Annotated in this window: 20 protein-coding genes; 9 read left to right on the top strand and 11 right to left on the bottom strand. The window is 49.7% G+C overall.

What is annotated here, in order from left to right:
• Nucleotides 1–3 precede the first annotated feature (3 nt).
• From ACI955_RS05575 to def, 7 genes are all read right to left on the bottom strand, one after another.
• Nucleotides 4–1,884 carry a putative bifunctional diguanylate cyclase/phosphodiesterase gene (locus ACI955_RS05575; protein ID WP_415242745.1) on the bottom strand — a complete coding sequence of 627 codons (1,881 nt, stop codon included), beginning with the start codon at nt 1,882–1,884 and terminating at the stop codon, nt 4–6.
• A gap of 52 nt (nt 1,885–1,936) precedes the next feature.
• Entirely contained in the window at nt 1,937–2,554 is a 618-nt protein-coding gene (locus ACI955_RS05570; RefSeq protein WP_415242744.1) for a class I SAM-dependent methyltransferase, read from the bottom strand.
• A 3-nt stretch (nt 2,555–2,557) separates the two neighbouring features.
• Complete coding sequence (locus tag ACI955_RS05565) at nt 2,558–4,006, bottom strand: TrkH family potassium uptake protein (protein WP_415242743.1); 1,449 nt, start codon at nt 4,004–4,006, stop codon at nt 2,558–2,560.
• A gap of 37 nt (nt 4,007–4,043) precedes the next feature.
• The gene (gene trkA, locus ACI955_RS05560) at nt 4,044–5,417 is read right to left on the bottom strand and encodes a Trk system potassium transporter TrkA (RefSeq protein WP_415242742.1); all 1,374 of its coding nucleotides are present in this window, start codon (nt 5,415–5,417) and stop codon (nt 4,044–4,046) included.
• A gap of 157 nt (nt 5,418–5,574) precedes the next feature.
• On the bottom strand, nt 5,575–6,870 hold the full coding sequence (rsmB, locus tag ACI955_RS05555) for a 16S rRNA (cytosine(967)-C(5))-methyltransferase RsmB (protein ID WP_415242741.1): 1,296 nt from the start codon (nt 6,868–6,870) through the stop codon (nt 5,575–5,577).
• Nucleotides 6,867–7,853, bottom strand: coding sequence for a methionyl-tRNA formyltransferase (fmt, locus tag ACI955_RS05550; protein WP_415242740.1), 987 nt, complete (start codon nt 7,851–7,853; stop codon nt 6,867–6,869). Before fmt ends, rsmB begins: the two co-directional genes overlap by 4 nt.
• The gene (def, locus tag ACI955_RS05545) at nt 7,850–8,359 is read right to left on the bottom strand and encodes a peptide deformylase (RefSeq protein WP_415242739.1); all 510 of its coding nucleotides are present in this window, start codon (nt 8,357–8,359) and stop codon (nt 7,850–7,852) included. The genes fmt and def overlap by 4 nt, the downstream gene beginning before the upstream one ends.
• 187 nt (nt 8,360–8,546) lie before the next feature.
• Between def and ACI955_RS05540 the strand changes: the two genes are divergently transcribed.
• The 6 genes from ACI955_RS05540 to ACI955_RS05515 all read left to right on the top strand — a co-directional run bounded on the left by ACI955_RS05540 (nt 8,547) and on the right by ACI955_RS05515 (nt 14,266).
• Nucleotides 8,547–9,569 carry a LysM peptidoglycan-binding domain-containing protein gene (locus ACI955_RS05540; protein ID WP_415242738.1) on the top strand — a complete coding sequence of 341 codons (1,023 nt, stop codon included), beginning with the start codon at nt 8,547–8,549 and terminating at the stop codon, nt 9,567–9,569.
• Nucleotides 9,570–9,623: 54 nt separating this feature from the next.
• Complete coding sequence (gene dprA, locus ACI955_RS05535; RefSeq protein WP_415242737.1) at nt 9,624–10,709, top strand: DNA-processing protein DprA; 1,086 nt, start codon at nt 9,624–9,626, stop codon at nt 10,707–10,709.
• Nucleotides 10,710–10,894: 185 nt separating this feature from the next.
• A complete protein-coding gene (locus ACI955_RS05530; protein ID WP_415242736.1) occupies nt 10,895–11,461 on the top strand; it encodes an L-threonylcarbamoyladenylate synthase in 567 nt (188 codons plus the stop codon).
• Between the two features lie 44 nt (nt 11,462–11,505).
• Nucleotides 11,506–12,408, top strand: coding sequence for an oxygen-dependent coproporphyrinogen oxidase (gene hemF, locus ACI955_RS05525; protein WP_415242735.1), 903 nt, complete (start codon nt 11,506–11,508; stop codon nt 12,406–12,408).
• Between the two features lie 21 nt (nt 12,409–12,429).
• Complete coding sequence (gene aroE / locus ACI955_RS05520) at nt 12,430–13,263, top strand: shikimate dehydrogenase (RefSeq protein WP_415242734.1); 834 nt, start codon at nt 12,430–12,432, stop codon at nt 13,261–13,263.
• Nucleotides 13,264–13,297: 34 nt separating this feature from the next.
• Nucleotides 13,298–14,266 carry a calcium/sodium antiporter gene (locus ACI955_RS05515; RefSeq protein ID WP_415242733.1) on the top strand — a complete coding sequence of 323 codons (969 nt, stop codon included), beginning with the start codon at nt 13,298–13,300 and terminating at the stop codon, nt 14,264–14,266.
• 25 nt (nt 14,267–14,291) lie between these two features.
• On the opposite strand, the gene ACI955_RS05510 is transcribed toward ACI955_RS05515, so the two are convergent.
• Nucleotides 14,292–14,849, bottom strand: a complete 558-nt coding sequence (locus tag ACI955_RS05510; RefSeq protein ID WP_415242732.1) for a gamma carbonic anhydrase family protein — start codon at nt 14,847–14,849, stop codon at nt 14,292–14,294.
• Nucleotides 14,850–15,003: 154 nt separating this feature from the next.
• Here ACI955_RS05510 and ACI955_RS05505 point away from each other — a divergent pair, with 154 nt between their 5' ends.
• The 3 genes from ACI955_RS05505 to ACI955_RS05495 all read left to right on the top strand — a co-directional run bounded on the left by ACI955_RS05505 (nt 15,004) and on the right by ACI955_RS05495 (nt 17,795).
• On the top strand, nt 15,004–17,037 hold the full coding sequence (locus ACI955_RS05505; RefSeq protein ID WP_415242731.1) for a M3 family metallopeptidase: 2,034 nt from the start codon (nt 15,004–15,006) through the stop codon (nt 17,035–17,037).
• Nucleotides 17,038–17,039: 2 nt separating this feature from the next.
• On the top strand, nt 17,040–17,327 hold the full coding sequence (locus tag ACI955_RS05500) for a YheV family putative zinc ribbon protein (protein ID WP_368374282.1): 288 nt from the start codon (nt 17,040–17,042) through the stop codon (nt 17,325–17,327).
• Nucleotides 17,328–17,414: 87 nt separating this feature from the next.
• On the top strand, nt 17,415–17,795 hold the full coding sequence (locus ACI955_RS05495) for an STAS/SEC14 domain-containing protein (RefSeq protein ID WP_415242730.1): 381 nt from the start codon (nt 17,415–17,417) through the stop codon (nt 17,793–17,795).
• A 127-nt stretch (nt 17,796–17,922) separates the two neighbouring features.
• On the opposite strand, the gene ACI955_RS05490 is transcribed toward ACI955_RS05495, so the two are convergent.
• The 3 genes from ACI955_RS05490 to ACI955_RS05480 form a co-directional block, all read right to left on the bottom strand.
• A complete protein-coding gene (locus ACI955_RS05490) occupies nt 17,923–19,146 on the bottom strand; it encodes a saccharopine dehydrogenase family protein (protein ID WP_415242729.1) in 1,224 nt (407 codons plus the stop codon).
• A 248-nt stretch (nt 19,147–19,394) separates the two neighbouring features.
• On the bottom strand, nt 19,395–19,553 hold the full coding sequence (locus tag ACI955_RS05485; RefSeq protein ID WP_415242728.1) for a hypothetical protein: 159 nt from the start codon (nt 19,551–19,553) through the stop codon (nt 19,395–19,397).
• 77 nt (nt 19,554–19,630) lie between these two features.
• Nucleotides 19,631–20,347, bottom strand: a complete 717-nt coding sequence (locus tag ACI955_RS05480) for a ZIP family metal transporter (RefSeq protein ID WP_415242727.1) — start codon at nt 20,345–20,347, stop codon at nt 19,631–19,633.
• Nucleotides 20,348–20,353: the final 6 nt, after the last annotated feature.

Raw genomic sequence — 20,353 nt, 5'->3', positions numbered from 1 at the left:
TTATTAAACGTGTTGGCTAATTTGCATTTCCGCATAGCGTTTGGCCCACGCAATAAACTGATCTGCCGGTAAGGGCGGGGAGTAGAGGAAGCCCTGCACCATATCGCAGTGTCGCTCGCGTAAAATACGGCGCTGCTTTAGATTTTCTACGCCTTCTGCAATAACTGTCATATTGAAGCTGTGACCCATGGCGATAATCGCATTGGTGAGGGTTACGCTTTCTTCGCAACTATCAATATCGTGCACAAAACTGCGATCAATCTTTAAGGTATCGAAGGGGTAGCGTTTTAGATAACTGAGCGAAGCATAGCCAGTACCAAAGTCATCTAAGGATAAATTAACGCCTAGCTTCTTGAGCTGACTAAAGGTGTCCGGGATTTCCGGGGTATCGTTGATGAGCAAGCTCTCAGTAATTTCCAGCTCTAATTGTGAGGCAGCGAGTCCACTTTGTGATAAGGCGTAGCTGACGTTTTCAAGCAGGTCGCCACTAATGAATTGCTTGGCCGAAATATTGACCGCAAGGCTTAAAGGTTTTAAACCAGCCTTAGACCATGCCACTACTTGCTTGCATGCTTGCTCAAGCACCCATTTACCGATATCGACGATTAAACCACTGTTCTCGGCAACAGCGATAAACTGATCCGGGGCTGGATTATTTAGTTCTGCATTCTCCCAGCGAAGCAACACTTCCACGCCACGTAAGGTATTGCTTTCCAGGTGGATCACCGGTTGATAATGAAGCTTAAACTCATCGCGGGCAATCGCATGTCGCAGCTGGTTCTCCATCTCTAGGCGAAGTTCAGTTTTACTGCTCATGCCCTCTTCGTAAAAACTGAATCTATCGCCACCCTTTTCCTTGGCATTGAACATTGCCGCTTCTGCTCGTCGCATAAGTAGGGTGCTATCACCGCCGTCAGCAGGAAATCGACATAGGCCGACGCTGGCCGAAATAATTACTTCGTGATGACTGATATAGAACGCTTGGCGGCATCGATCGAGAATGGTTTCCGCAAGGATCTCCCCTTCGTCTATACAGTTTTCAGTGTCCAGAATAATAAGAAATTCGTCTGCGCCTAAGTGAGCAAGTACCTGATCGTCGCGTACGCTGCGCTGCAAGCGTTCTGCGGTCTCTATAAAAATACTGTCTACAACCTGATGACCTAGAGAGTCGTTTATATATCTAATTTTATCTAAATCAATATGCAGCAAAATAAAGCCATGCTTAGCATTCTCGATGTCATTAATGGCCGACTGCAGTGACCTAAGAGCAAACTGACGATTGGGTAAACCGGTAAGGATATTGTAGTGTTCGCGTATAAATAGCCGATTGGCGGTGGCTCGGTGTTCAGTAATATCGTCTGCACTAATGGCCACTCGAGATAAATCACCGCGCTCATTAAGTATTGGAGTGATAGTGGTAGCCAGGTATTCATTCTTCGTCGAACCCCTAAAGCATAATTCACCACGCCACTCCCGTTTTTCAGCAATCGCTTGGCGGACGTGTTGGCGGGTTTCTTCAGAGATATGATCCTGCCATATATCGATTAGTGAGTGATCGTCGGAATAGTCTGCTTTGATATTTCGCAGAGATGTGTGGTGGGTATTGAGAAACTCTACATTGAGTTGATCGTCTAACAATAGCAAAGCAGAAGAGCTATGTTCTAAGAGGAGGCGCTGCTGTTCATTGTTTAGCTGGAGATTACGCTTGAGTTGGCGTTCGCGCTCTAATACCCCACTAAAGCCAAGTGCGGTAAGACTGATGCAACCTGCTAACGTTGCCAACATTATTAGCGCGGGATCGTAAGGTGTCATCAATACGAAGTAGGCTACTGCGGACAGTGCAGTTGATACGATAAATGCTATGGCGAGAACGAGGTATGCCATGGAAAGCTCTTTTCAATTTTACAGCGTGGTAGAAACACAATTGTCTGTACATTCATGAGATCTGCTTCGTATTGTCGCCAGTAGGCATACTGGCGACTAACATTGCAATCGATGCGGTATTCGTATTTCTATCTAAAATTGTCTCGTGATAATAGCGTATTTCTAGTTGCTTAAGCTGTGAGCAAAGTTCATTTTTCTCTAGGTAAAAACTCGCTTTTGCCAGACTCGCGCGCGGCACACTATTCTCGGATGTTACAGACCTTACAAAGGTTTGATAAAAAAGTAGGCCACCGGGTTTTAGCGCTCGGATAATTGCAGGTAACAGTGGTCGGTATAGAAAGTAACTGACCACGATAACGTCGTATTTTTTGTTGCCAATTCCGTCACGCTCGATGTCTGCGCGCTCGGCGTTTATGTTTAAATTGTTTTCTTTGGCATATTTCTGTAAGCGGTCGATGGCGACGTCTGAGATGTCTACAGCATCACACTGTAAACCATGCTGGGCAAGCTCTATTGCATTTCTGCCCAAACCACAGGCCAGATCCAGAGCCGTTCCATGCTTTGCTAATAAATGAATATGCTTCTGCAGCACCTCACAGGCAGCTAAGCCGAGTTCTTGACTGCTGTGACGGTTGTTCCACTTGTCGCGACTGTCACTGCGTGGCGGCATAGCTTAGCGCCGCCAAAAAGAGGGCATTAGCAATACCAGTAAGGTGAAAATTTCCAGCCTGCCTAATAGCATCGCGTAACACAGTATCCATTTTCCCGGATCGCTCACGCTGCGATAACTTGCCGCTACTTCGCCTAGCCCTGGGCCCATATTATTGATGGCGCCGGCGGTTGCTGAAAATGCGCTGAGTGCGTCTAGGCCGCATGCCATCATTGCCAGGGTGATGACGATAAAAGAAATCATGTAAACGCCTACAAAGCTCCACACGGCACTGACGACCTTGGCTTCTACACGGTGGCTGCCAATTTTTAATGGGATAACGGCATTGGGGTGAATAAGTTGCTTCATCTCTCGAATACCTTGCTTTGCGACTAGCATCACTCGGACCGCTTTCATACCGCCGCCGGTTGATCCCGCACAGCCACCTATAAAAGAAAGCATAATCACCGCGACGGGTAAAAAGCTTGGCCAAATAGAAAAGTCTTCGGCCCCAAAGCCAGAGGTCGTGGCAATAGAAATGGTGTGGAAAATACCGTGAATGAAGCTGTCCTGGAGCTCGTAGGTGCCGCTTAAATAGAGGTACACCGAGGTAGAGAGGGTGGCAACTCCAATGACGCTCAAAAAGAAGCGGGTCTCTGCATCATTTAAATAGTTGCGTATAGAGCGAGATCGCCAAGCGTGAAAGTGGATTGTAAAACTGAGCGCCGCAAATAGCATAAACCCGCTACAAATCATTAATATCAATGGGCTTTCAAAGTAGCCCATGCTGGCGTCGTGAGTCGAAAATCCACCAATTGCCACGGTGGAGAATGAGTGGGTAATGGCATCAAAAAAGCTCATGCCAGCCAGCCAATACGCCAATGTGCACACCACGGTCAGCGCCACATACATGAGGAAGAGTATTTTAGCGGTGCCGGTAATACGCGGTGTGAGTTTATTATCTTTTACTGGTCCAGGCGTCTCAGCGCGGTAAAGCTGCATGCCACCAATCCCTAGAATGGGGAGAATGGCCACTGCGATAACGATAATCCCGATACCACCCAACCACTGCAGAAATTGGCGGTAAAACAATATAGAAATGGGTAATTCGTCCAGCCCGATGATCACCGTAGCCCCGGTGGTAGTAAGGCCAGATATAGATTCAAAAACAGCGTTACTAATCGATAAACCGGGGTCGTCAGCAAGATAAAATGGTAGTGCTCCGAATAGGCCCAGCACCGTCCAGAATAACGACACCACAAGAAAGCCGTCACGAATACTGAGCTCCCCCCGCAGCCTCAAATTACTTAACCAGAGCGCTAGACCACTGCCAAAGGTTAGGGCAAACGCGGTGACAAAGGCTTGTAGCGCGCCGTCATTCAGCCAAGTCGAGATAACGGCGGGAACCGCCATCGTCAGGCTAAAGATCATCAGTAACAGGCCGATGATTCGGGCGATTATTCTCAGGTGCATAAAAGAACGCCCCAATCAGCGGGGAAGTTATTGGTCATTAGAAAAATGTGAACCCTACTTGGAATAGTTTCTCGACCATTTTGATTTTGCTTTTATCCACCAGGAATAAAATTAAATGGTCTTCAGATTCAATTAATAAATGGCTGTGCGCTATCATCACTTCCTCGCCCCGCACCAGAGCACCAATGCTGACCCCCTCGGGCAACACAATTTCATCTAATCTGCGGCCCACCACTTTAGATGAGCGATTATCGCCGTGGGCAATAATTTCTAAGGCTTCGGCTGCGCCGCGGCGAAGAGAGTGCACGTTATATATATCGCCGCGGCGAACGTGGGTGAGCAAGCTACCGATGGTGATTTGCTGGGGCGAGATGGCGATGTCGATGTCACCACCCTGCACCAAATCTACGTAAGCAGGATTAGTGATGAGTGTAATGACCTTCTTGGCGCCCATTCGTTTGGCGAGTAAAGACGACATTATATTTGCTTCGTCATCATTGGTGAGTGCGAGGAAAACATCGGTTTCTTCAATATTTTCCTGTGCCAATAAATCGTGGTCAGAGGCGCTGCCATGCAAGACGATAGCCTTTGATAACTGCTCAGATAGAGCTCGGCATCGCTCGTAGCGGCGCTCAATAATCTTAACGTGATAACGATTTTCAACTGAGCGTGCAAGACGTTCGCCAATATTTCCACCGCCAGCAATCACTAGGCGCTTATAAGGTGTATCCAGCCGTCGCAATTCGCTCATTACCGGCATAATATTCTTTTTTGCGGCGATGAAAAAAACTTCATCGCCGGCTTCAACTACCGTGTCGCCACTGGGTAGAATGGCGTTTCCGCGGCGGAAAATAGCGGCAACACGGGTGTCTACGGTCGGCATATGGTCGCGGATAGCAGATAACTCATTGCCCACTAATGGACCGCCGTAATAAGCCTTCACCCCGACTAGCTGTACTTTACCGTCGGCAAAGTCTAAGACTTGCAGCGATCCTGGGTATTGCAATAAACGCTTAATATAACGGGTGACTAGCTCCTCTGGGCTGATAAAGACATCAATAGGTATGCCTTCATTGCCAAAAAGATTTTTTACAGTGGTATACGCGTTGGACCGTATCCGCGAAATCTTGGTGGGGGTGCGGAATAAGGTGTAGGCCACCTGACAGGCGATCATATTAACTTCGTCGCTATTGGTGACCGCAACCAGCAAGTCTGCATCGGCCGCGCCTGCGCGGCCAAGTACGTCGGGGTGTGAGGCATGGCCGGTCACGGTCCCAATGTCGAGACGATCTTGAAGCTCCCGCAGGCGGTCGGAGTCTGTATCAACAACGGTAATGTCATTGTGTTCACTGGCGAGATTTGCCGCCAGTGTGCCACCTACTTGCCCTGCGCCGAGGATAATGATTTTCATTGTTCGAAGTCGCCTGCGCTGCCTGTTATTGGTTGGTGCCTGATAGTATTACCCGCTGCCTGTTACCGAAACAAAATGCTGAGCACTGCGGAAAAGGTGAAATTGTGTCCACGGTCTTCATTGTGCGGCGCAGGAGTGCCGCACTCAATAGCAGGGATCAGAGTTTTTTACGAATTTTCGCGTAAAAGAAGCCATCGTGACTATTAATGTGTGGAAACAACTGTCGGCAACCACTGCGGTCGATTCCCCAATCGGCTGTAATGGGGACTAATTCGGCGTCTTCATGCTTGGCGACAAATGCGGTTATTTGCTGTTCATTTTCCGCTGGTAGTAAGGAGCAGCTCGCGTAAATAAAAATGCCGTCGGGTTTCAAGCACTGCCAAAGTGCGTCAAGCAAGGTCGCCTGCAGTTGTACCAGCGGTTTTATATCCGATGCGCGGCGATTGAGCTTGATATCGGGATTGCGTCTAATTACGGCGGTGGCTGAACACGGCGCGTCGAGCAGAATGCGGTCAAAAGGTATGCCGTCCCACCACGCACTGGTATCTGCTGCATCGGCGCTGAGGAGCGTCGCACTGAGTTGCAGGCGATCCAAATTGTCTTGAATGCGGCTGAGTCGCTGCTCGTCGATATCCAAGGCGATTAGTTCGCCTAGTTGCGGCTCGCACTCGAGAATGGCGCCGGTCTTGCCGCCGGGGGCAGCGCAGGCATCGAGCACTCGTAAACCCGGTCTCAGTTCCAGCAGACTAGTACAGAGCTGGGCGGCTTCATCTTGCACGCTGGCGTGGCCGTCATGAAAGCCTGGCAATTTATCAACACTGCAGGCTTGTTCTAGTCGTATGCCATTACTGGCAAATTCACAGGCGGTTGCGGCAATATCGATGTTTGCGAGGGCGTCTAAATAGTGTTCGCGACTTTGGTGAAGAGCGTTAACCCGCAGACAAAAAGGCGGGTGGGCGTTACTGGCGTCGACAATATCTTGAAGTTGGTCTGGCCAAGCGCTTTGCAGGGCGTCGAAGAGCCACGTCGGAAAAGCTGCCGCTGCGGCTGGATCAAGCGAGTTAAATAAGCTGTCTTGCTCACGCTGGCAGCGTCGTAAAATAGCATTCGTCATACCTGCTGCCCACTTTTTACCTAGGCTGCGAGAACCATCAACACTGCTGTTGATGGCCGCATGGGGGGGGATACGGGTATAGAAGAGCTGGTAGGCGCCCACGTAAATTAGCATTTTTACGTCACTGTCTTTCGCTTTGAGTGGCTTGCTAAAAAAGGGCCTTAGGGCGGCGTCTAATTTCCAGTAAAAACGCAAGGTGCCGTAGCAAAGCTCTCGATAAAGTGAGCGTTGCGAGGGATCTACATCTTGCTCAACTCGCGGCAAAATACGCGATAGCGAACTACCGTCTTGTTCGATATTTGCCAGACAGCGTGCTGCGGCAACTCGGGGACATATCATAGGGTGCCTGATGGCGAACTCATTATCGTACCGGGGCTAAATTGTGCAGAGCGGGCGTTGAGAATATCGCAAGCGGATAGCACTTTACCTCCGGGCATTTGTAAATCGAGAATGCGCAAAGCACCGTCACCACAGGCAATGGTAATGCCGGATTTGTCGGCACTGATAATTTCGCCGGCGGTGGTACCAGCGGCGACTGCGGGCAAGGGTTGGGCGCGCCAAATCTTTATGCGCTCGTCTTTTTGATTGGCGGCAAAGCGCGTGTAACAAACGGGGAATGGATTAAAGGCACGAATTTTACGATCTAGGGTGATGGCACTTAGCCGCCAGTCGATTTCTGCCTCGGACTTGCCAATTTTAGCGGCGTAGTTACTTAAGCTATCGTCTTGAATTTCAAATATTGCGCTACCTTGCGACAAGGCGGCAATACTATCGAGTAAGGCTGGGCCCCCTATATCAGCCAGACGCTGGAACAGGTCTGCGGCCGAGTCGGTGTCTTTAATATCGCAGCTCACTTTGCTTAGCATGGCACCGGTATCTAGGCCGACATCCATTTGCATAATAGTGACACCGGTGTTTTGGTCGCCGGCTTCTATGGCGCGCTGGATTGGCGCTGCACCGCGCCAGCGGGGCAATAGTGAACCATGCACATTTACGCAGGCCAGGTGTGGAATATCTAGTACACTTTTTGGCAGCAAGAGACCGTAGGCGACGACTATCATCAAATCTGCGTCATGGCTGGCTAATTGTTCACGATCACTGGCGTCTTTGAAGTTAGCCGGTTGATAAACCGGTATACCCGCCGCTGCAGCGCACTGCTTGACGGCGCTGGGCAGGATTTTTTTACCACGGCCAGCGGGGCGATCTGGCTGGCTGTAGACGGCGACAATCTGGTGAGTACCGTCGTCTATAAGCGCTTGCAGATGCTGAGCTGCGAAGTCAGGCGTACCGGCAAATACGAGTCGCAGTGGATTAGCGCTCATGGCGACGTCTGCTTGTGCAGCTTTTCCATTTTGCCGCGAATACGATTGCGCTTTAGCGGAGAAATATAATCTACAAAGAGCTTGCCTAAGAGGTGGTCATTTTCATGTTGGATGCACACCGCTAGGAGGCCCTGTGGGGTCATCTCAAAGGCTTCCCCATTGCGGTCTAGGGCTTTAACGTGAATATGCTGCGGACGTACAACGGTTTCATAGAAACCAGGCACCGATAGGCAGCCCTCGTCGTATTCGAAGGTTTCTCCATCAAGTACGTTGATTTCCGGATTGATAAAAACTAAGGGCTCGCTAGCGTCTTCGCTCACATCAATAACGATAATTTGTTCGTGAACATTGATTTGACTTGCAGCTAAACCAATTCCGGGCGCATCGTACATGGTTTCGAACATGTCATCGATTAAATTGCGGACGCGCTCATCGACAGTCTCTACCGGTTTTGCCACTGTTCGCAGTCTTGAATCGGGAAACTCAAGGATTTCTAGTACAGCCATAAGAGTTCTTGACCATTTATCGTGTAAGTTGTGTAAGTATTGCTAAGATAATGATTGAGTAGATATTTTGATCTACAAATATTCGCCTGTTGCAACGTATCCTCTATAATTATACAGAGAGCGAATAAGAAATGCCTGATTCTTGCCATTTGCTGGCGGTCAGTTTAAAGAATAATAGGATGTAATCATGAAGAACACGGTTTTGGGACTTTGCCTAGGATTGATAATGGCTTTCGCTCAAGCGGGTGATGTGCTCTCTTTGAAGGCCGGTCATCCGCAAACCTATGTGGTTAAAAAGGGCGACACCTTGTGGACTATTTCAGGTATGTTCCTCAATGATCCGTGGTTTTGGCCGGAACTCTGGTATTACAACCCGCAGGTAGAAAATCCGCATTTAATCTACTCTGGAGACGTACTGAAGTTGACGTGGGTGGACGGCAAGCCCGTGCTGGTGAGAAATGGGGCTGACAATAGCGTCGTAAAACTCACGCCGCAGATGCGAATATCTGATATCAATGATGCCATTCCAACAATACCTCTGGATGTGATTGCGCCATTTTTAACTCGCGGTCGTGTCGTCAGCGATGCCGAGCTGGAGCAAGCACCTTATGTACTTGCCGGTAAGCGCGGCAATATTGTTGCCGGCGCCGGAGATCAGGTGCTAGGCCGTGGCGACTTTAGTGGTAATGAGACCTACGGTGTTTATCGCCGTGGCCAAGTCTATAAGGACCCTATCAGCGGCGAAGTGCTCGGTGTTGAAGCAACGGATATAGGCACCGCCAATCTTCTCGCCACTGAGAAAGACGTTGCCACGCTGACCTTGAATCGCAGCACCCAAGAGATCCGTCGTGCCGACAGGTTTCTGCCTATGGAGCTGCGACATCTTCATGCTAGCTTTGAACCTAAGGCGCCCGTAGAGAGCAGTAATGGCTTTATTATTGCGGTAGAGGGTGGCTTGACCCAGATAGGGAGCTTGGATGTGGTTACCTTAAATTTGGGTGACCGCGACAAACTGGAAGCTGGTAATGTACTGGCCATTTACTCGAGAGGTGAAGTGGTGACCGATCCCATCACTAACGAGCGGATAAAAGCGCCAGATGTACGATCCGGTGTGTTGATGGTTTTTCGCAGCTTTGAGCGCGTTAGTTACGCCCTGGTGTTAAAGGCTGAGCAACCATTAAAAGTTGGTGATTTAGTTAAAAACCCCTAATGAAATTTAACGGCCGCTAAAAGCGGCCAGACCACTATACGCAAGGACGCGAATGTGGAAATAATTGCTCGTCGCTGGCTTCAGGTTCAGCAGATTTTAAGCCTCACACCGGCAACTTTTCGTCGCTTACTCGCCCTCTGTGATACGCCCGAATCACTGCTCCATATGTCATCGGACTTGCAGTTTAGGTTCGGCATCAGCGCGGCGAATAGGCAGCAATTAGAAAAGCAGTTGGCCATGCCCCATCATGGTGGTGTTGATGACGAGCTTAGCCGCGCAAACGCGGAGGTCATGTGTTTACATGATGACGATTACCCCGCTCTTCTGAAAGAAATCCACGACCCTCCGCCAATACTATATTTTCGCGGCCGTCGAGAGCTGCTGAGCCGGCTAAGCTTTGCAGTGGTGGGGAGTCGCCGCCCTAGTCGCATGGGGCGCAGTGACGCGCAGGCCTTCGCCTCTGCTTTGGGTCAAGCTGGGTTCACCACCGTGAGTGGAATGGCTCTTGGGGTTGATGCCGGAGCGCATATTGGCGCTTTAGCAACGCCCTCTTCCACCATTGCGGTGTTGGGCACCGGAGTCGATCAGTGCTATCCGCGCAGCAATGCCGCGCTCTACCAGCAAATAGGGTTAGAGGGTTTGCTGTTAAGTGAGTTTCCGTTGGGTAGCCCGCCACTGCGCCATCAATTTCCACGCCGCAACCGCATCATCAGTGGCCTTAGTTTAGGCGTGCTAGTAGTAGAGGCGGCAATTCATAGTGGATCACTAATTACCGCTAGGCAGGCATTGGAGCAAAACCGAGAGGTGTTCGCTATTCCTGGATCGATTCATAATCCGGCAAGTCGCGGCTGTAATGCGCTCATCAAACAAGGTGCAAAGCTGGTTGAAACCTTGGCCGATATTGTTGAGGAGTTCTCCGAATGGGCGGGCCGCGATGTGATCGAACCGCCTGTGGGCCAAGCCGTTGAACCGGCCGTGGTATCTCAGGTATATGATGCGCTGGGCTACGAGCCGCAATCTGTCGATGAGCTGCTTAAGCATTGCGGCCAGAGTGTCGATGTTGTTCTTGCGGAGCTTAGCCAACTAGAAGTGGAGGGCTGGGTGGAGCAGCAGCGAGGCGGCTGGCAGCGGAGTCGCTAGCTTGCACCAAATTAACTAATAACTGCTTGGTGAGTGCTAGCTCCCCAAATTGATCATCATATTTACAACGTAGTGTCCCTAGATCTGGCGTTCATTCTGCAATTTAGACCTCATCGTGATGTAAAAACGGGTATACTTTGGCCGCATTTTATCGCTTTCGCTAACCATTATGCGGATCTATTTTTATGGCCTTGCCAGATTCTTATCGTCTGCGCCGCGCGGCAGCATTGCTGCGGGCGGGCGCTGTTGTGAGTCACCCCACCGAAGCTGTGTGGGGTTTGGCATGCGTGCCGTGGGATCGTGCTGCAGTGGGGCACATTCTAAAAATGAAAAATCGCGACCCATCGAAAGGCTTAGTGTTAGTGGCCGATTGTGTGGCGCGCTTTGATGCGATATTGCCGAATTTACCTGAGGCCATTCGCGAAGCGCTAGCAGTAAGCTGGCCTGGGCCACATACATGGGTGGTGCCAGATGCTGGATGGGCCCCGTCGTGGATTCGCGGAAGCCACCATAGCGTGGCTATTAGGGTTAGTGACCACCCACTTACCTCCGCCCTTTGCCGTGCAGCGAACACCTGCTTAGTGTCAACATCGGCAAATCCGGCTGGTCGCGAACCGGCCAGAAATCAGTGTGAAGTGCAGCATTATTTTCGCTCACAAGTTGATTATTATTTGCCGGGTATTACTGGTGATCTTGCACAACCGACGGATATTCGCGATGCGCTGAGCGGCGAGTATTTGCGTGGCGCATAAGTTAGTCATGGCGCAAGTTTTGCTGCCGTGAAGGTGGAGACCGTATGAAAAATATTGATATTGCCGCAGTAAAGGGGTTTTTACTTGCTCTGCAAGACCGGATTTGCGACCAGCTGTCCGCTGTTGATGGTACGGCTGAGTTTGTAGAAGACGATTGGGGCCGGGGGCGGAGTCGAGTGATCACCGACGGCGCCGTTTTTGAAAAAGGCGGAGTTAATTTCTCTCATGTGCAGGGCGACGCCATGCCTGGTAGCGCTAGCGCGCATCGACCAGAGCTTGCAGGTCGAAGCTATCAGGCTATGGGCGTATCGCTAGTAATGCACCCGCAAAATCCGTATGTTCCCACCAGCCATGCTAATGTGAGGTTTTTTGTCGCCGAAAAACCCGGTGAAGAACCTGTTTGGTGGTTTGGTGGTGGCTACGACCTCACGCCCTACTACGGTTTTGAAGAGGATTGTCGGCATTGGCATCAAATTGCGAAAGATGCCTGTGAACCCTTTGGGCCTGATATCTATCCCAAGTATAAAAAATGGTGCGATGACTATTTCTATATGGGTCATCGCAACGAGGCGAGAGGAGTTGGAGGCCTATTTTTCGACGACCTGAATGAGGGTGGCTTCGAGTCTTGTTTTGAATTTATGCAGGCCGTGGGAAATTCTTATACCGAGGCTTATATACCGATAGTTGAACGCCGCAAGACGATGGTTTGGGACGATCGCCAGCGCCAGTTTCAGCTTTATCGTCGTGGCCGCTACGTCGAGTTTAATTTAGTACATGATCGCGGCACTTTATTTGGCTTGCAAAGTGGCGGCCGCACCGAATCAATTCTTATGTCACTGCCGCCCTTAGTTAGGTGGGAGTATAATTGGCAGCCCGCAGTGGGTAGTCCAGAAGCCGCGTTAACCGAGGACTTTTTGCCGGTTAGAGATTGGCTTTCGATGGAATAACAGAGGCAGCATTTTTTGCTTATGGAAACTAAAGATCAGTATGCCGTATATGGGAATCCGGTTAAGCACAGCAAATCGCCGCAGATTCATGCGGCGTTTGCTGAGCAAACCGGTCAGCAACTGCATTATCGAGCGCGCAAGATTGAGTTGGAGCACTTTGCTGAGGCCGCGACTAAGTTTTTCAACCATGGCGGTAAGGGTCTAAATATTACCGTACCTTTTAAGCTCGATGCCTTTGAATTCGCAGATCAACTTAGTGGGCGAGCACGCCGCGCGGGTGCAGTAAATACTCTTGCACTGCAGGAAGATGGCGGGGTATACGGCGATAACACCGACGGGATTGGTCTGGTTCGAGATATTCATAGCAATCTTGGTTGGGAGTTAAGTGGTCGGCGAATTTTAGTCTTGGGTGCGGGTGGTGCAGTGCGCGGTATTCTTGGGCCTTTGCTAAAACAGGGGCCGGCGCATGTCTTGGTGGCAAATCGTACCGTCTCCAAAGCGCAAAGCTTGGCTAAGAACTTTGAGTCTTTGGGTCATGTTGCCGGTTGCAGTTACGAAGGACTAACCAGTGGTCAGTTTGACCTAATTATTAATGGCACCAGCGCGAGTATGCGCGGCGATTTACCGCCGCTTCCACATCACATACTAAGTAATGATGGTTGTGCCTACGATATGATGTATGGCGCAGAACCGACCCCCTTTATGCGTTGGGCTGCAGGCGAAACAGCTTGGGCGGTATCTGACGGTTTGGGAATGTTAGTAGAGCAGGCCGCGGAATCATTTTGTATTTGGCGCGGCGTGAGGCCAGACACCAAACCTGTTATGGATCTCGTTCGTCAATCTTTGTCGACATAACAGCAATGTCGGCGGTTTTTTTGGAATTTTTTATATGTTGTTAACGGTCGCGGCCCTCATTGTGGGCCTAGTTTTACTGGTTTGGAGTGCGGATCGCTTCGTCATTGGAGCGTCTGCTACAGCGTCAATACTGGGTGTTTCTCCCTTGGTTATTGGTATTTTGGTGGTTGGCATCGGTACGTCTGCACCAGAAATGCTGGTGTCTGCGATCGCGGCTGTCGATGGTCAGCCAGGTTTGGCGGTGGGTAATGCGCTGGGCTCGAATATCACCAATATCGCTTTGATTTTGGGCTTAACCGCCCTGCTGATCCCCCTCAAGGTTCAGTCTAAGCTCGTTACCCGCGAAATCCCTCTGCTTATTCTAGTTATGCTGGTTGGCTATTATCTCTTGTCCGACGGTGACTTAGGCGTAATGGACGGCAGTATCTTACTGCTCGGGTTTTTACTCGTCGTGCTGAGACAAATCTGGGAGGCTAAACATAGCAAGGGCGACAGTATAGAGGCCGAGTTTGAAGCCGAAATTCCCCGCGGCATGCCTTTGTCGGTTGCCTTGGGCTGGCTGCTATTTGGTTTTGTGTTATTGCTCGCTTCGGCGCGGGTTCTAGTGTGGTCGGCTGTCGAAATTGCGCAGTTCTTTGGACTTAGTGATTTGGTCATTGGGTTGACGGTTGTCGCGGTGGGTACCAGCTTGCCAGAGTTAGCGGCCTCGATTGCCGCCGCTCGCAAGAACGAACACGATATTGCGATTGGCAACGTGGTCGGCTCCAATCTATTTAACCTCTTGGGCGTCATGGCCTTGCCCGGTGTTATTGCGCCTGGTCCGATTGATCCACAGGTGCTGACTAGAGACTATCCGGTAATGCTGTTATTGACCGGTTTGTTCTTTTTAGCGGCGTGGGGGCCACGCCGAGCGCGGCGTATCTCAAGAGTTGAAGGCGGTGGATTATTACTGCTCTACTTCGCCTATTTAGCCTACCTATTACACGACGCCGGGGTTTACTAAACCCGGCTGCAATGGGGATCTACGACTAGCCATCTAGTGCAGCGATATGCCGATCTTTCAGCTTGGCGTAATTGCTGGCGCTATAACTGAAATAACTGAGATCCCCTTCGCTCAATTCGCGTATAGCTTTGGCTGGGCTGCCAACATATAACCAGCCACTAGCCAGATGTTTACCTGGGGTCACTAATGAATTGGCACCCACTACCACATCGTCCGCGATTACGGCGCCGTCCATCACAATCGTTCCCATGCCTATGAGCACCCGGTTGCCAATCGTGCAGCCGTGTAAGGTGACGCTATGGGCTACCGTGACCTCATCGCCAATAGTGAGCGGATAACCGTCGGGGTTATAGGGGCCGGCGTGGGTAATATGCAAAACACTATTATCTTGAATGCTACTGCGGGCGCCTATTTTAATGCGATGCATGTCGCCGCGTACCGTGGTGTTGGGCCAAATTGAGCTGTCATCGCCAATACTCACGTCACCGATGACTACCGCGCTGGGGTCGATAAAAACTCTTTTACCTAGATTCGGTTTATGGCCCTCGAATGTCCTGACATAGTGTTGTGGCTGGTAACTCATGGCCTATCTCCGGTGCGGGTATTAGTGCTTTTATACCGTCTAGCCTGAACTGGACGGGGTGATATCTAAAAGCATATTAACAGGCTTCGGCGGGCCTGTAGATTTGATACACTGGGGGCATTGGTGTTTTCCAGATCATAGGGGTTTTTGTAACATGATGGCTAATAGTTTACCGATATTTTCGACACTCGATCCGCTGGCAATGCCTAAAGAATGCGAGACCTTGTTAGCGCAAGCTAGACAAAAGGTGGCGGCATTAGTTGCCGACGAGCACCGCCCGAGTTGGTCCAATTTAATGGCGCCACTTGAAGAAATAGATGACAGCATTGGGCGGTTTTGGGCGCCAATGAGTCATGTGCACAGTGTGCTTAGCGGCGATGCATGGCGAAACGCTTATAGTCTCTGCCTGCCTATGCTAACGGCCTATAATAGCGAGATGGGGCAAAATCGGCCGCTGTTTGAGCGGGTCACAATGTTTGCTGCAAGTGATGAGTATAAAAGTTTAACTGGCCCTCGCCAAAGAGCGATCAGCAATATGCTCCGTGATTTTACGCTTTCAGGGGTTGCTTTAGAGGGCGACAAGGCGAGCCGTTTTGCGGCTATTCAGCAGCGACGTAGCGTATTGTCTACTGAGTTTTCAAATCAGGTATTAGATGCCACCGATGGCTGGGAAAAAATAATTGAAAGTGCCGATGGCTTGGCCGGCATACCCGCAACAGTGCTTGATAATTTGCGTGAATCGGCTAGGGCCAAAGACTTAGATGGTTACCGTTTGAGCTTGGACATTCCCACCTATTTACCGATCATGCAGTACGCTGAAAACCGAGAATTGCGCGAAGAAATGTATACGGCCTACGCTACGCGGGCATCGTCACAGGGGCCGCAAGCAGGTCAGTGGGATAACGGCCCGCTGATGGTCGAAATTTTGCAGCTTCGTCAAGAGATGTCAGAGCTGTTGGGCTTTAAGCATTACTCTGATTATTCTCTCGCCAGTAAAATGGCCGAGTCGAGTACACAGGTTATCGATTTCCTTGAAGAGTTAGCTCGGGCTAGTAAGCCGGTAGCGACTCGTGAGTTTGCAGAGTTAAGTACTTTTGCCGCTCAGCACGGCGTTGCTGAATTAAAAGCATGGGATGTGCCCTACTTTAGTGAAAAATTAAAAGAGGCCTCATTTACGCTTTCTCAAGAAGAGTTGCGCCCCTACTTCCCCGCTGAAAAGGTAATAAGTGGTTTATTCAAAATCACTGGGCAGTTGTTTGATATTGAGATAAGCGCACTTGATGATGTCGATTTTTGGCATAAAGATGCGCATTGCTATCGCATATCCCGCCATGGGGAGGTACTCGCCCATTTCTATTTAGATTTATACGCTAGAAGTAATAAACGCGGCGGTGCATGGATGGCCAATGCCCGTGGCCGTCGTATATTGGATGACGAAGGGGTGCAGCAACCGGTGGCTTTTTTGGTGTGTAATTTTTCACCGCCAACCAGCGAGCGTCCTTCGCTGTTAACGCATAATGAGGTGACTACTTTATTCCATGAGTTTGGCCACGGCTTACATCATATGCTGACTAAAATAGACTGCCTAAGCGTGGCGGGAATTAGCGGTGTTGCCTGGGACGCAGTTGAGTTACCCAGCCAGTTTCTAGAAAATTGGTGTTGGGAAAAGTCGGTCATTCCGGATATATCGGCACATTATCAAACCGGAGAGCCATTGCCCCTAGCGTTGCTTGATAAGTTATTAGCCGCAAAGAATTTCCAGTCGGGCATGCAAATGCTCAGACAAATAGAATTTTCCCTGTTTGATTTTAAATTACATATGCAATCCGGAATCAGTGACGAGGCTGATATTGATGCAGTGATTAATGACGTGCGCCATCAAGTATCGGTTTTTCAGCCGCCCGCATTTAATCGTTTTCAAAATAGTTTTTCGCATATTTTTGCTGGCGGTTACGCGGCGGGATACTATAGTTATAAGTGGGCCGAGGTTTTATCGGCAGATGCATTTTCGCTATTTGAAGAACAGGGCGTTATGAATGTTGAGGTAGGCAAAAAATTTCGGACAGAGATTCTTGAGCGCGGTGGTTCAGAAGACGCGGATGTGTTGTTTAGGAATTTTCGTGGCCGCGCGCCAGCGAATGACGCCTTGCTGCGACACGCCGGTATCGCTGTAGCAAAGGGAGTATAGTTATGGCTACTGTATTCAACCAACGTCGTTTTATCGCGGGTGCGGTTTGTCCAAAATGCGCCGAGATGGACAAAACTGTGATGTATCGGGTGTCTGATTTAGAGCAAATTCGTGAGTGCGTCCGCTGTGGCTTTAAAGAATCTATACGCGATGACACGGGTAAAATTGAAGAGCCACCAACACGAGTTAACCAGCCGCGGCCTGGCGAAGAGGTGCTTGCTCATGAGGATGAAGTTCGGATTGTAACTTTAATTGATCCCCGAGACGGCAGAAATCGAAGCGACCATTGAAAAAAAACAGGTATTTCGCGTTTGCAGGGAACGCAAATGCGATGAACTTGCCTATACTTTTGATAAAACATTTGCGGAGGAAATTCCATGTTGGAGTTATTAACCCTTCCTTTCCCCCACGTTGTAGGTGTTAGGGTTTCTGGCAAGATTAACCATACCGATATAGAAATTATTTTGACGGAGCTTGAGCGCAAGTTGATTGACGAAGATAATTTAAATATTTTTATCGAACTTGATCATTTTGACGGTTTTACGATGCGAGCTTGGCTCAAAGAAATGCAGTTTTTAGCTAAATATATAAATCGTTTTACACGTACAGCCATTCTTGGTGAGGCGCGCTGGTTTACGCGAGGATCGAGGCTCATTAAACGCATCTTTCCTAATATTGAAGTTGAGCACTTTATTCCTTTGCAAAAAGATGAAGCCTTAATCTGGGTGAGCGAGCGTGATGTCGCGACGTTCGGATAGCAGCCTTATTGTTGACGAGTCCATTTTAGATGTGGCTAATCTGCATAGTGGTTGTTGTTAGTTTCCTTGTTGTTTTGAAAAGATGACTGCCAGTAGCGACGGTGATTACTGGCAGTCTTTAAAACACCTATTCAATAATGCTAAAGGTGAGGCCTGAATAGGATTTTAAACGTTCGATCAAGGCGTTTCCAAAGCAACTCGCGGGTGTGAGCAAACCGCCGCCAACTTGGGTTTTATCAATGTCGCGGGCGAGACAAATGCTGGCTTGGCCAAGCATTTTTGCGGTTGAGCCGTAACCCGGATCTTTATCTCCAGTTACGCGGCATTGCAGCTTTTTACCCGATGCGGTTTTGCCATAAAAGATTAAATCGTAAAAACCATTTTCCTGGTCTGTTGGGCTTGGACCTTCACCAGGTGAAGGCAATACCTTAGAAAGAAACCACCGTCCAGGCTTAAGCGTAGCAGTCACCACAAATCCGGCCAGTCCCCCGCCCATAGCGCCCGCCCGCAGCCGCCCGCCAAAACCTTTGCCGACCATCATTGCCTCGTCGTATAAAAAGGGCTTCGCATAAGCTTCTTTTAGCAAAGCATTAGTGCGATGCACGACCCGAGTATTGATGGCTGCCATGATGAAAGGAATTGTCCAGCTGTCAGAGAGCTTATCGAACTGAGCTAGTCCGGTATTAATTTGACGTGCTTTGGTGGTTTCGGTTTCGTGGACGCACAGCGAATACGGGTCGCTCAGTTCCTTGCGCAGTGCAGGGTTGTTCGATGCTTCTTTCATGACATTTATCAGGCTGGCAAAGGTGCCACCAGAAAATCCCCCTTTGGCCGCTTTGACGCGCATGCTGACGTCGTTACAATTTTCACCAAAGAGATCTTGGCTTTGTTGCTGGGTGTAATACACGCCTAAATCAGAGGGAATAGAATCAAAACCACAGCAATTTACAATACGTGCGCCAGAGGCCTTCGCCGTTGCGTCGTAGCGTTCTATCATTTGGCGTATCCACGGCGCTTCACCGGTTAGATCGCAGTAATCGGTGCCTGTTTCTGCGCAGACTTTCACTAAGGGCTCGCCGTAAAGTGCGTAGGGGCCGACGGTGGTGGTGACAACGCTAGTTTGGGCGCACAGTGCCCGCAATGATTCCTCATCAGCCGCATCGGCGATTATAATATCTAAATCTGCTTTATTTAGTTTGGCTTTCACCGCCTCAAGTTTGGCGGCGGAGCGACCGGCAATAGCCCAGCGCAAAGCGGGTTCTTCTCGATTTTTGCTCAAGTACTGGCACAGGATCTCGCCGACAAAGCTGCTGGCGCCGAAAATAACGATGTCATATTTGTGTTGTGTCATAGGTTTCCCCCTATTTAGCCGAAATTGTGACGTGGGCAGACATACAATTTTAAGCAATGATTATTTAATATCGCGGAAGCTTAACACTATTTGTTCACTGTAAACATTGATTCTGAGAATGCCACGGACCCCCTCACAACGACACTTAGGCGGTTTTGGTTTGGAGGGGTTTTGAGCTAGCTGTAGGCCGCAGCCATTGCTTATAAAGTGGTATTTGTGGGCGTTAATAAATGGACGAAAGTACCTCTTTATTTATAGTCCGGGGTATTGGTTTTACAGTTGGCGCGGTCAGTGTTGTCTAATACTTTCTCGCACTCTTGCAGGCGCCATTCTCGAGATTGATCATAGGATGAAAGCCCACATGCGCAGAGTAAGACTGAGATGGTGACCATGAGCAGAAGTCGCATAAAAACCCTTTGAATAAACGGCGGTAGGTAAAGTATCACTGAGCGTATACCGCCGTGGCATGTAAATAAACCCCGCTCTAATATTGGTTAAGAACTACACCTAGCATGGCAATGCTAAACCCTATAACAGCGCCGAGCGGCGGGCCTCGGTGTTTACGGATTGGTATTTGCGGTGCAATGTCTTGGAATATGAGATAGAGAATGCCACCGCTGGCGACCAGCATAATACTACCAAGAATTTCGTGTTGATCGCCAAGGGCGGCATAGCCGGCTAAGCCCACGATCGGACCGAGCGGCACCAATGCCAGCATTAATAGTAAAACTTTATTCGATGATCGACCGGTGTCAGTGAGCTCTTTATAGGCGTTGAAGCCCTCTGGTAAATTCTGCAGGCCGATGAGTACCGCAAGTAGCATGGTGGTGTCTGCACCACTGGCCGCGATACCACCAAGAGCCAGTGACTCGGGGACGTAATCTAATAACATGCCGGTAAATTGTGGCGCTGAGCGGCGGTGAATATCCAGATACTTTTCCAGCCAATAGAATATCAAGCCGCCACTTAGCATCAATGCTATCGCCCAGGGAGAATGATTTAGGTGTTCTAAAGCGTCGGGCACCAAGACGATTGCAACGGCGCCAAGTAAAATTCCTGCGCCTAGGGCGATGACCGAGTGGCGAAATTCTTCATCCAACCACTGCTGTTGAATCCGTGTCTGACGGGCTATCAGGGCGCCAATAGGAATGCAGGCACCGGCGGCGGCGGTAAGTAGAATAATATTGAGCGTTCCTTGCATAAATTG

The organism is Zhongshania sp. (assembly GCF_047636175.1).
In the GTDB taxonomy this organism is placed as follows: Bacteria; Pseudomonadota; Gammaproteobacteria; order Pseudomonadales; family Spongiibacteraceae; genus Spongiibacter.
This window is presented reverse-complemented; position numbering and strand designations above follow the sequence as displayed.

Excerpts from the sequence above, each read along its gene's own strand:
- ACI955_RS05495 (WP_415242730.1), top strand. The coding sequence starts at position 17,415 with ATGTTGGAGTTATTAACCCTTCCTTTCCCCCACGTTGTAGGTGTTAGG.
- ACI955_RS05565 (WP_415242743.1), bottom strand. The coding sequence starts at position 4,006 with ATGCACCTGAGAATAATCGCCCGAATCATCGGCCTGTTACTGATGATC.
- ACI955_RS05515 (WP_415242733.1), top strand. The coding sequence starts at position 13,298 with ATGTTGTTAACGGTCGCGGCCCTCATTGTGGGCCTAGTTTTACTGGTT.
- aroE (WP_415242734.1), top strand. The coding sequence starts at position 12,430 with ATGGAAACTAAAGATCAGTATGCCGTATATGGGAATCCGGTTAAGCAC.
- hemF (WP_415242735.1), top strand. The coding sequence starts at position 11,506 with ATGAAAAATATTGATATTGCCGCAGTAAAGGGGTTTTTACTTGCTCTG.
- ACI955_RS05485 (WP_415242728.1), bottom strand. The coding sequence starts at position 19,553 with ATGCGACTTCTGCTCATGGTCACCATCTCAGTCTTACTCTGCGCATGT.
- ACI955_RS05490 (WP_415242729.1), bottom strand. The coding sequence starts at position 19,146 with ATGACACAACACAAATATGACATCGTTATTTTCGGCGCCAGCAGCTTT.
- ACI955_RS05530 (WP_415242736.1), top strand. The coding sequence starts at position 10,895 with ATGGCCTTGCCAGATTCTTATCGTCTGCGCCGCGCGGCAGCATTGCTG.
- ACI955_RS05540 (WP_415242738.1), top strand. The coding sequence starts at position 8,547 with ATGAAGAACACGGTTTTGGGACTTTGCCTAGGATTGATAATGGCTTTC.
- trkA (WP_415242742.1), bottom strand. The coding sequence starts at position 5,417 with ATGAAAATCATTATCCTCGGCGCAGGGCAAGTAGGTGGCACACTGGCG.
- rsmB (WP_415242741.1), bottom strand. The coding sequence starts at position 6,870 with ATGATATGTCCCCGAGTTGCCGCAGCACGCTGTCTGGCAAATATCGAA.
- ACI955_RS05505 (WP_415242731.1), top strand. The coding sequence starts at position 15,004 with ATGATGGCTAATAGTTTACCGATATTTTCGACACTCGATCCGCTGGCA.
- ACI955_RS05570 (WP_415242744.1), bottom strand. The coding sequence starts at position 2,554 with ATGCCGCCACGCAGTGACAGTCGCGACAAGTGGAACAACCGTCACAGC.
- ACI955_RS05510 (WP_415242732.1), bottom strand. The coding sequence starts at position 14,849 with ATGAGTTACCAGCCACAACACTATGTCAGGACATTCGAGGGCCATAAA.
- fmt (WP_415242740.1), bottom strand. The coding sequence starts at position 7,853 with ATGAGCGCTAATCCACTGCGACTCGTATTTGCCGGTACGCCTGACTTC.
- ACI955_RS05500 (WP_368374282.1), top strand. The coding sequence starts at position 17,040 with ATGGCTACTGTATTCAACCAACGTCGTTTTATCGCGGGTGCGGTTTGT.
- ACI955_RS05480 (WP_415242727.1), bottom strand. The coding sequence starts at position 20,347 with ATGCAAGGAACGCTCAATATTATTCTACTTACCGCCGCCGCCGGTGCC.
- def (WP_415242739.1), bottom strand. The coding sequence starts at position 8,359 with ATGGCTGTACTAGAAATCCTTGAGTTTCCCGATTCAAGACTGCGAACA.
- ACI955_RS05575 (WP_415242745.1), bottom strand. The coding sequence starts at position 1,884 with ATGGCATACCTCGTTCTCGCCATAGCATTTATCGTATCAACTGCACTG.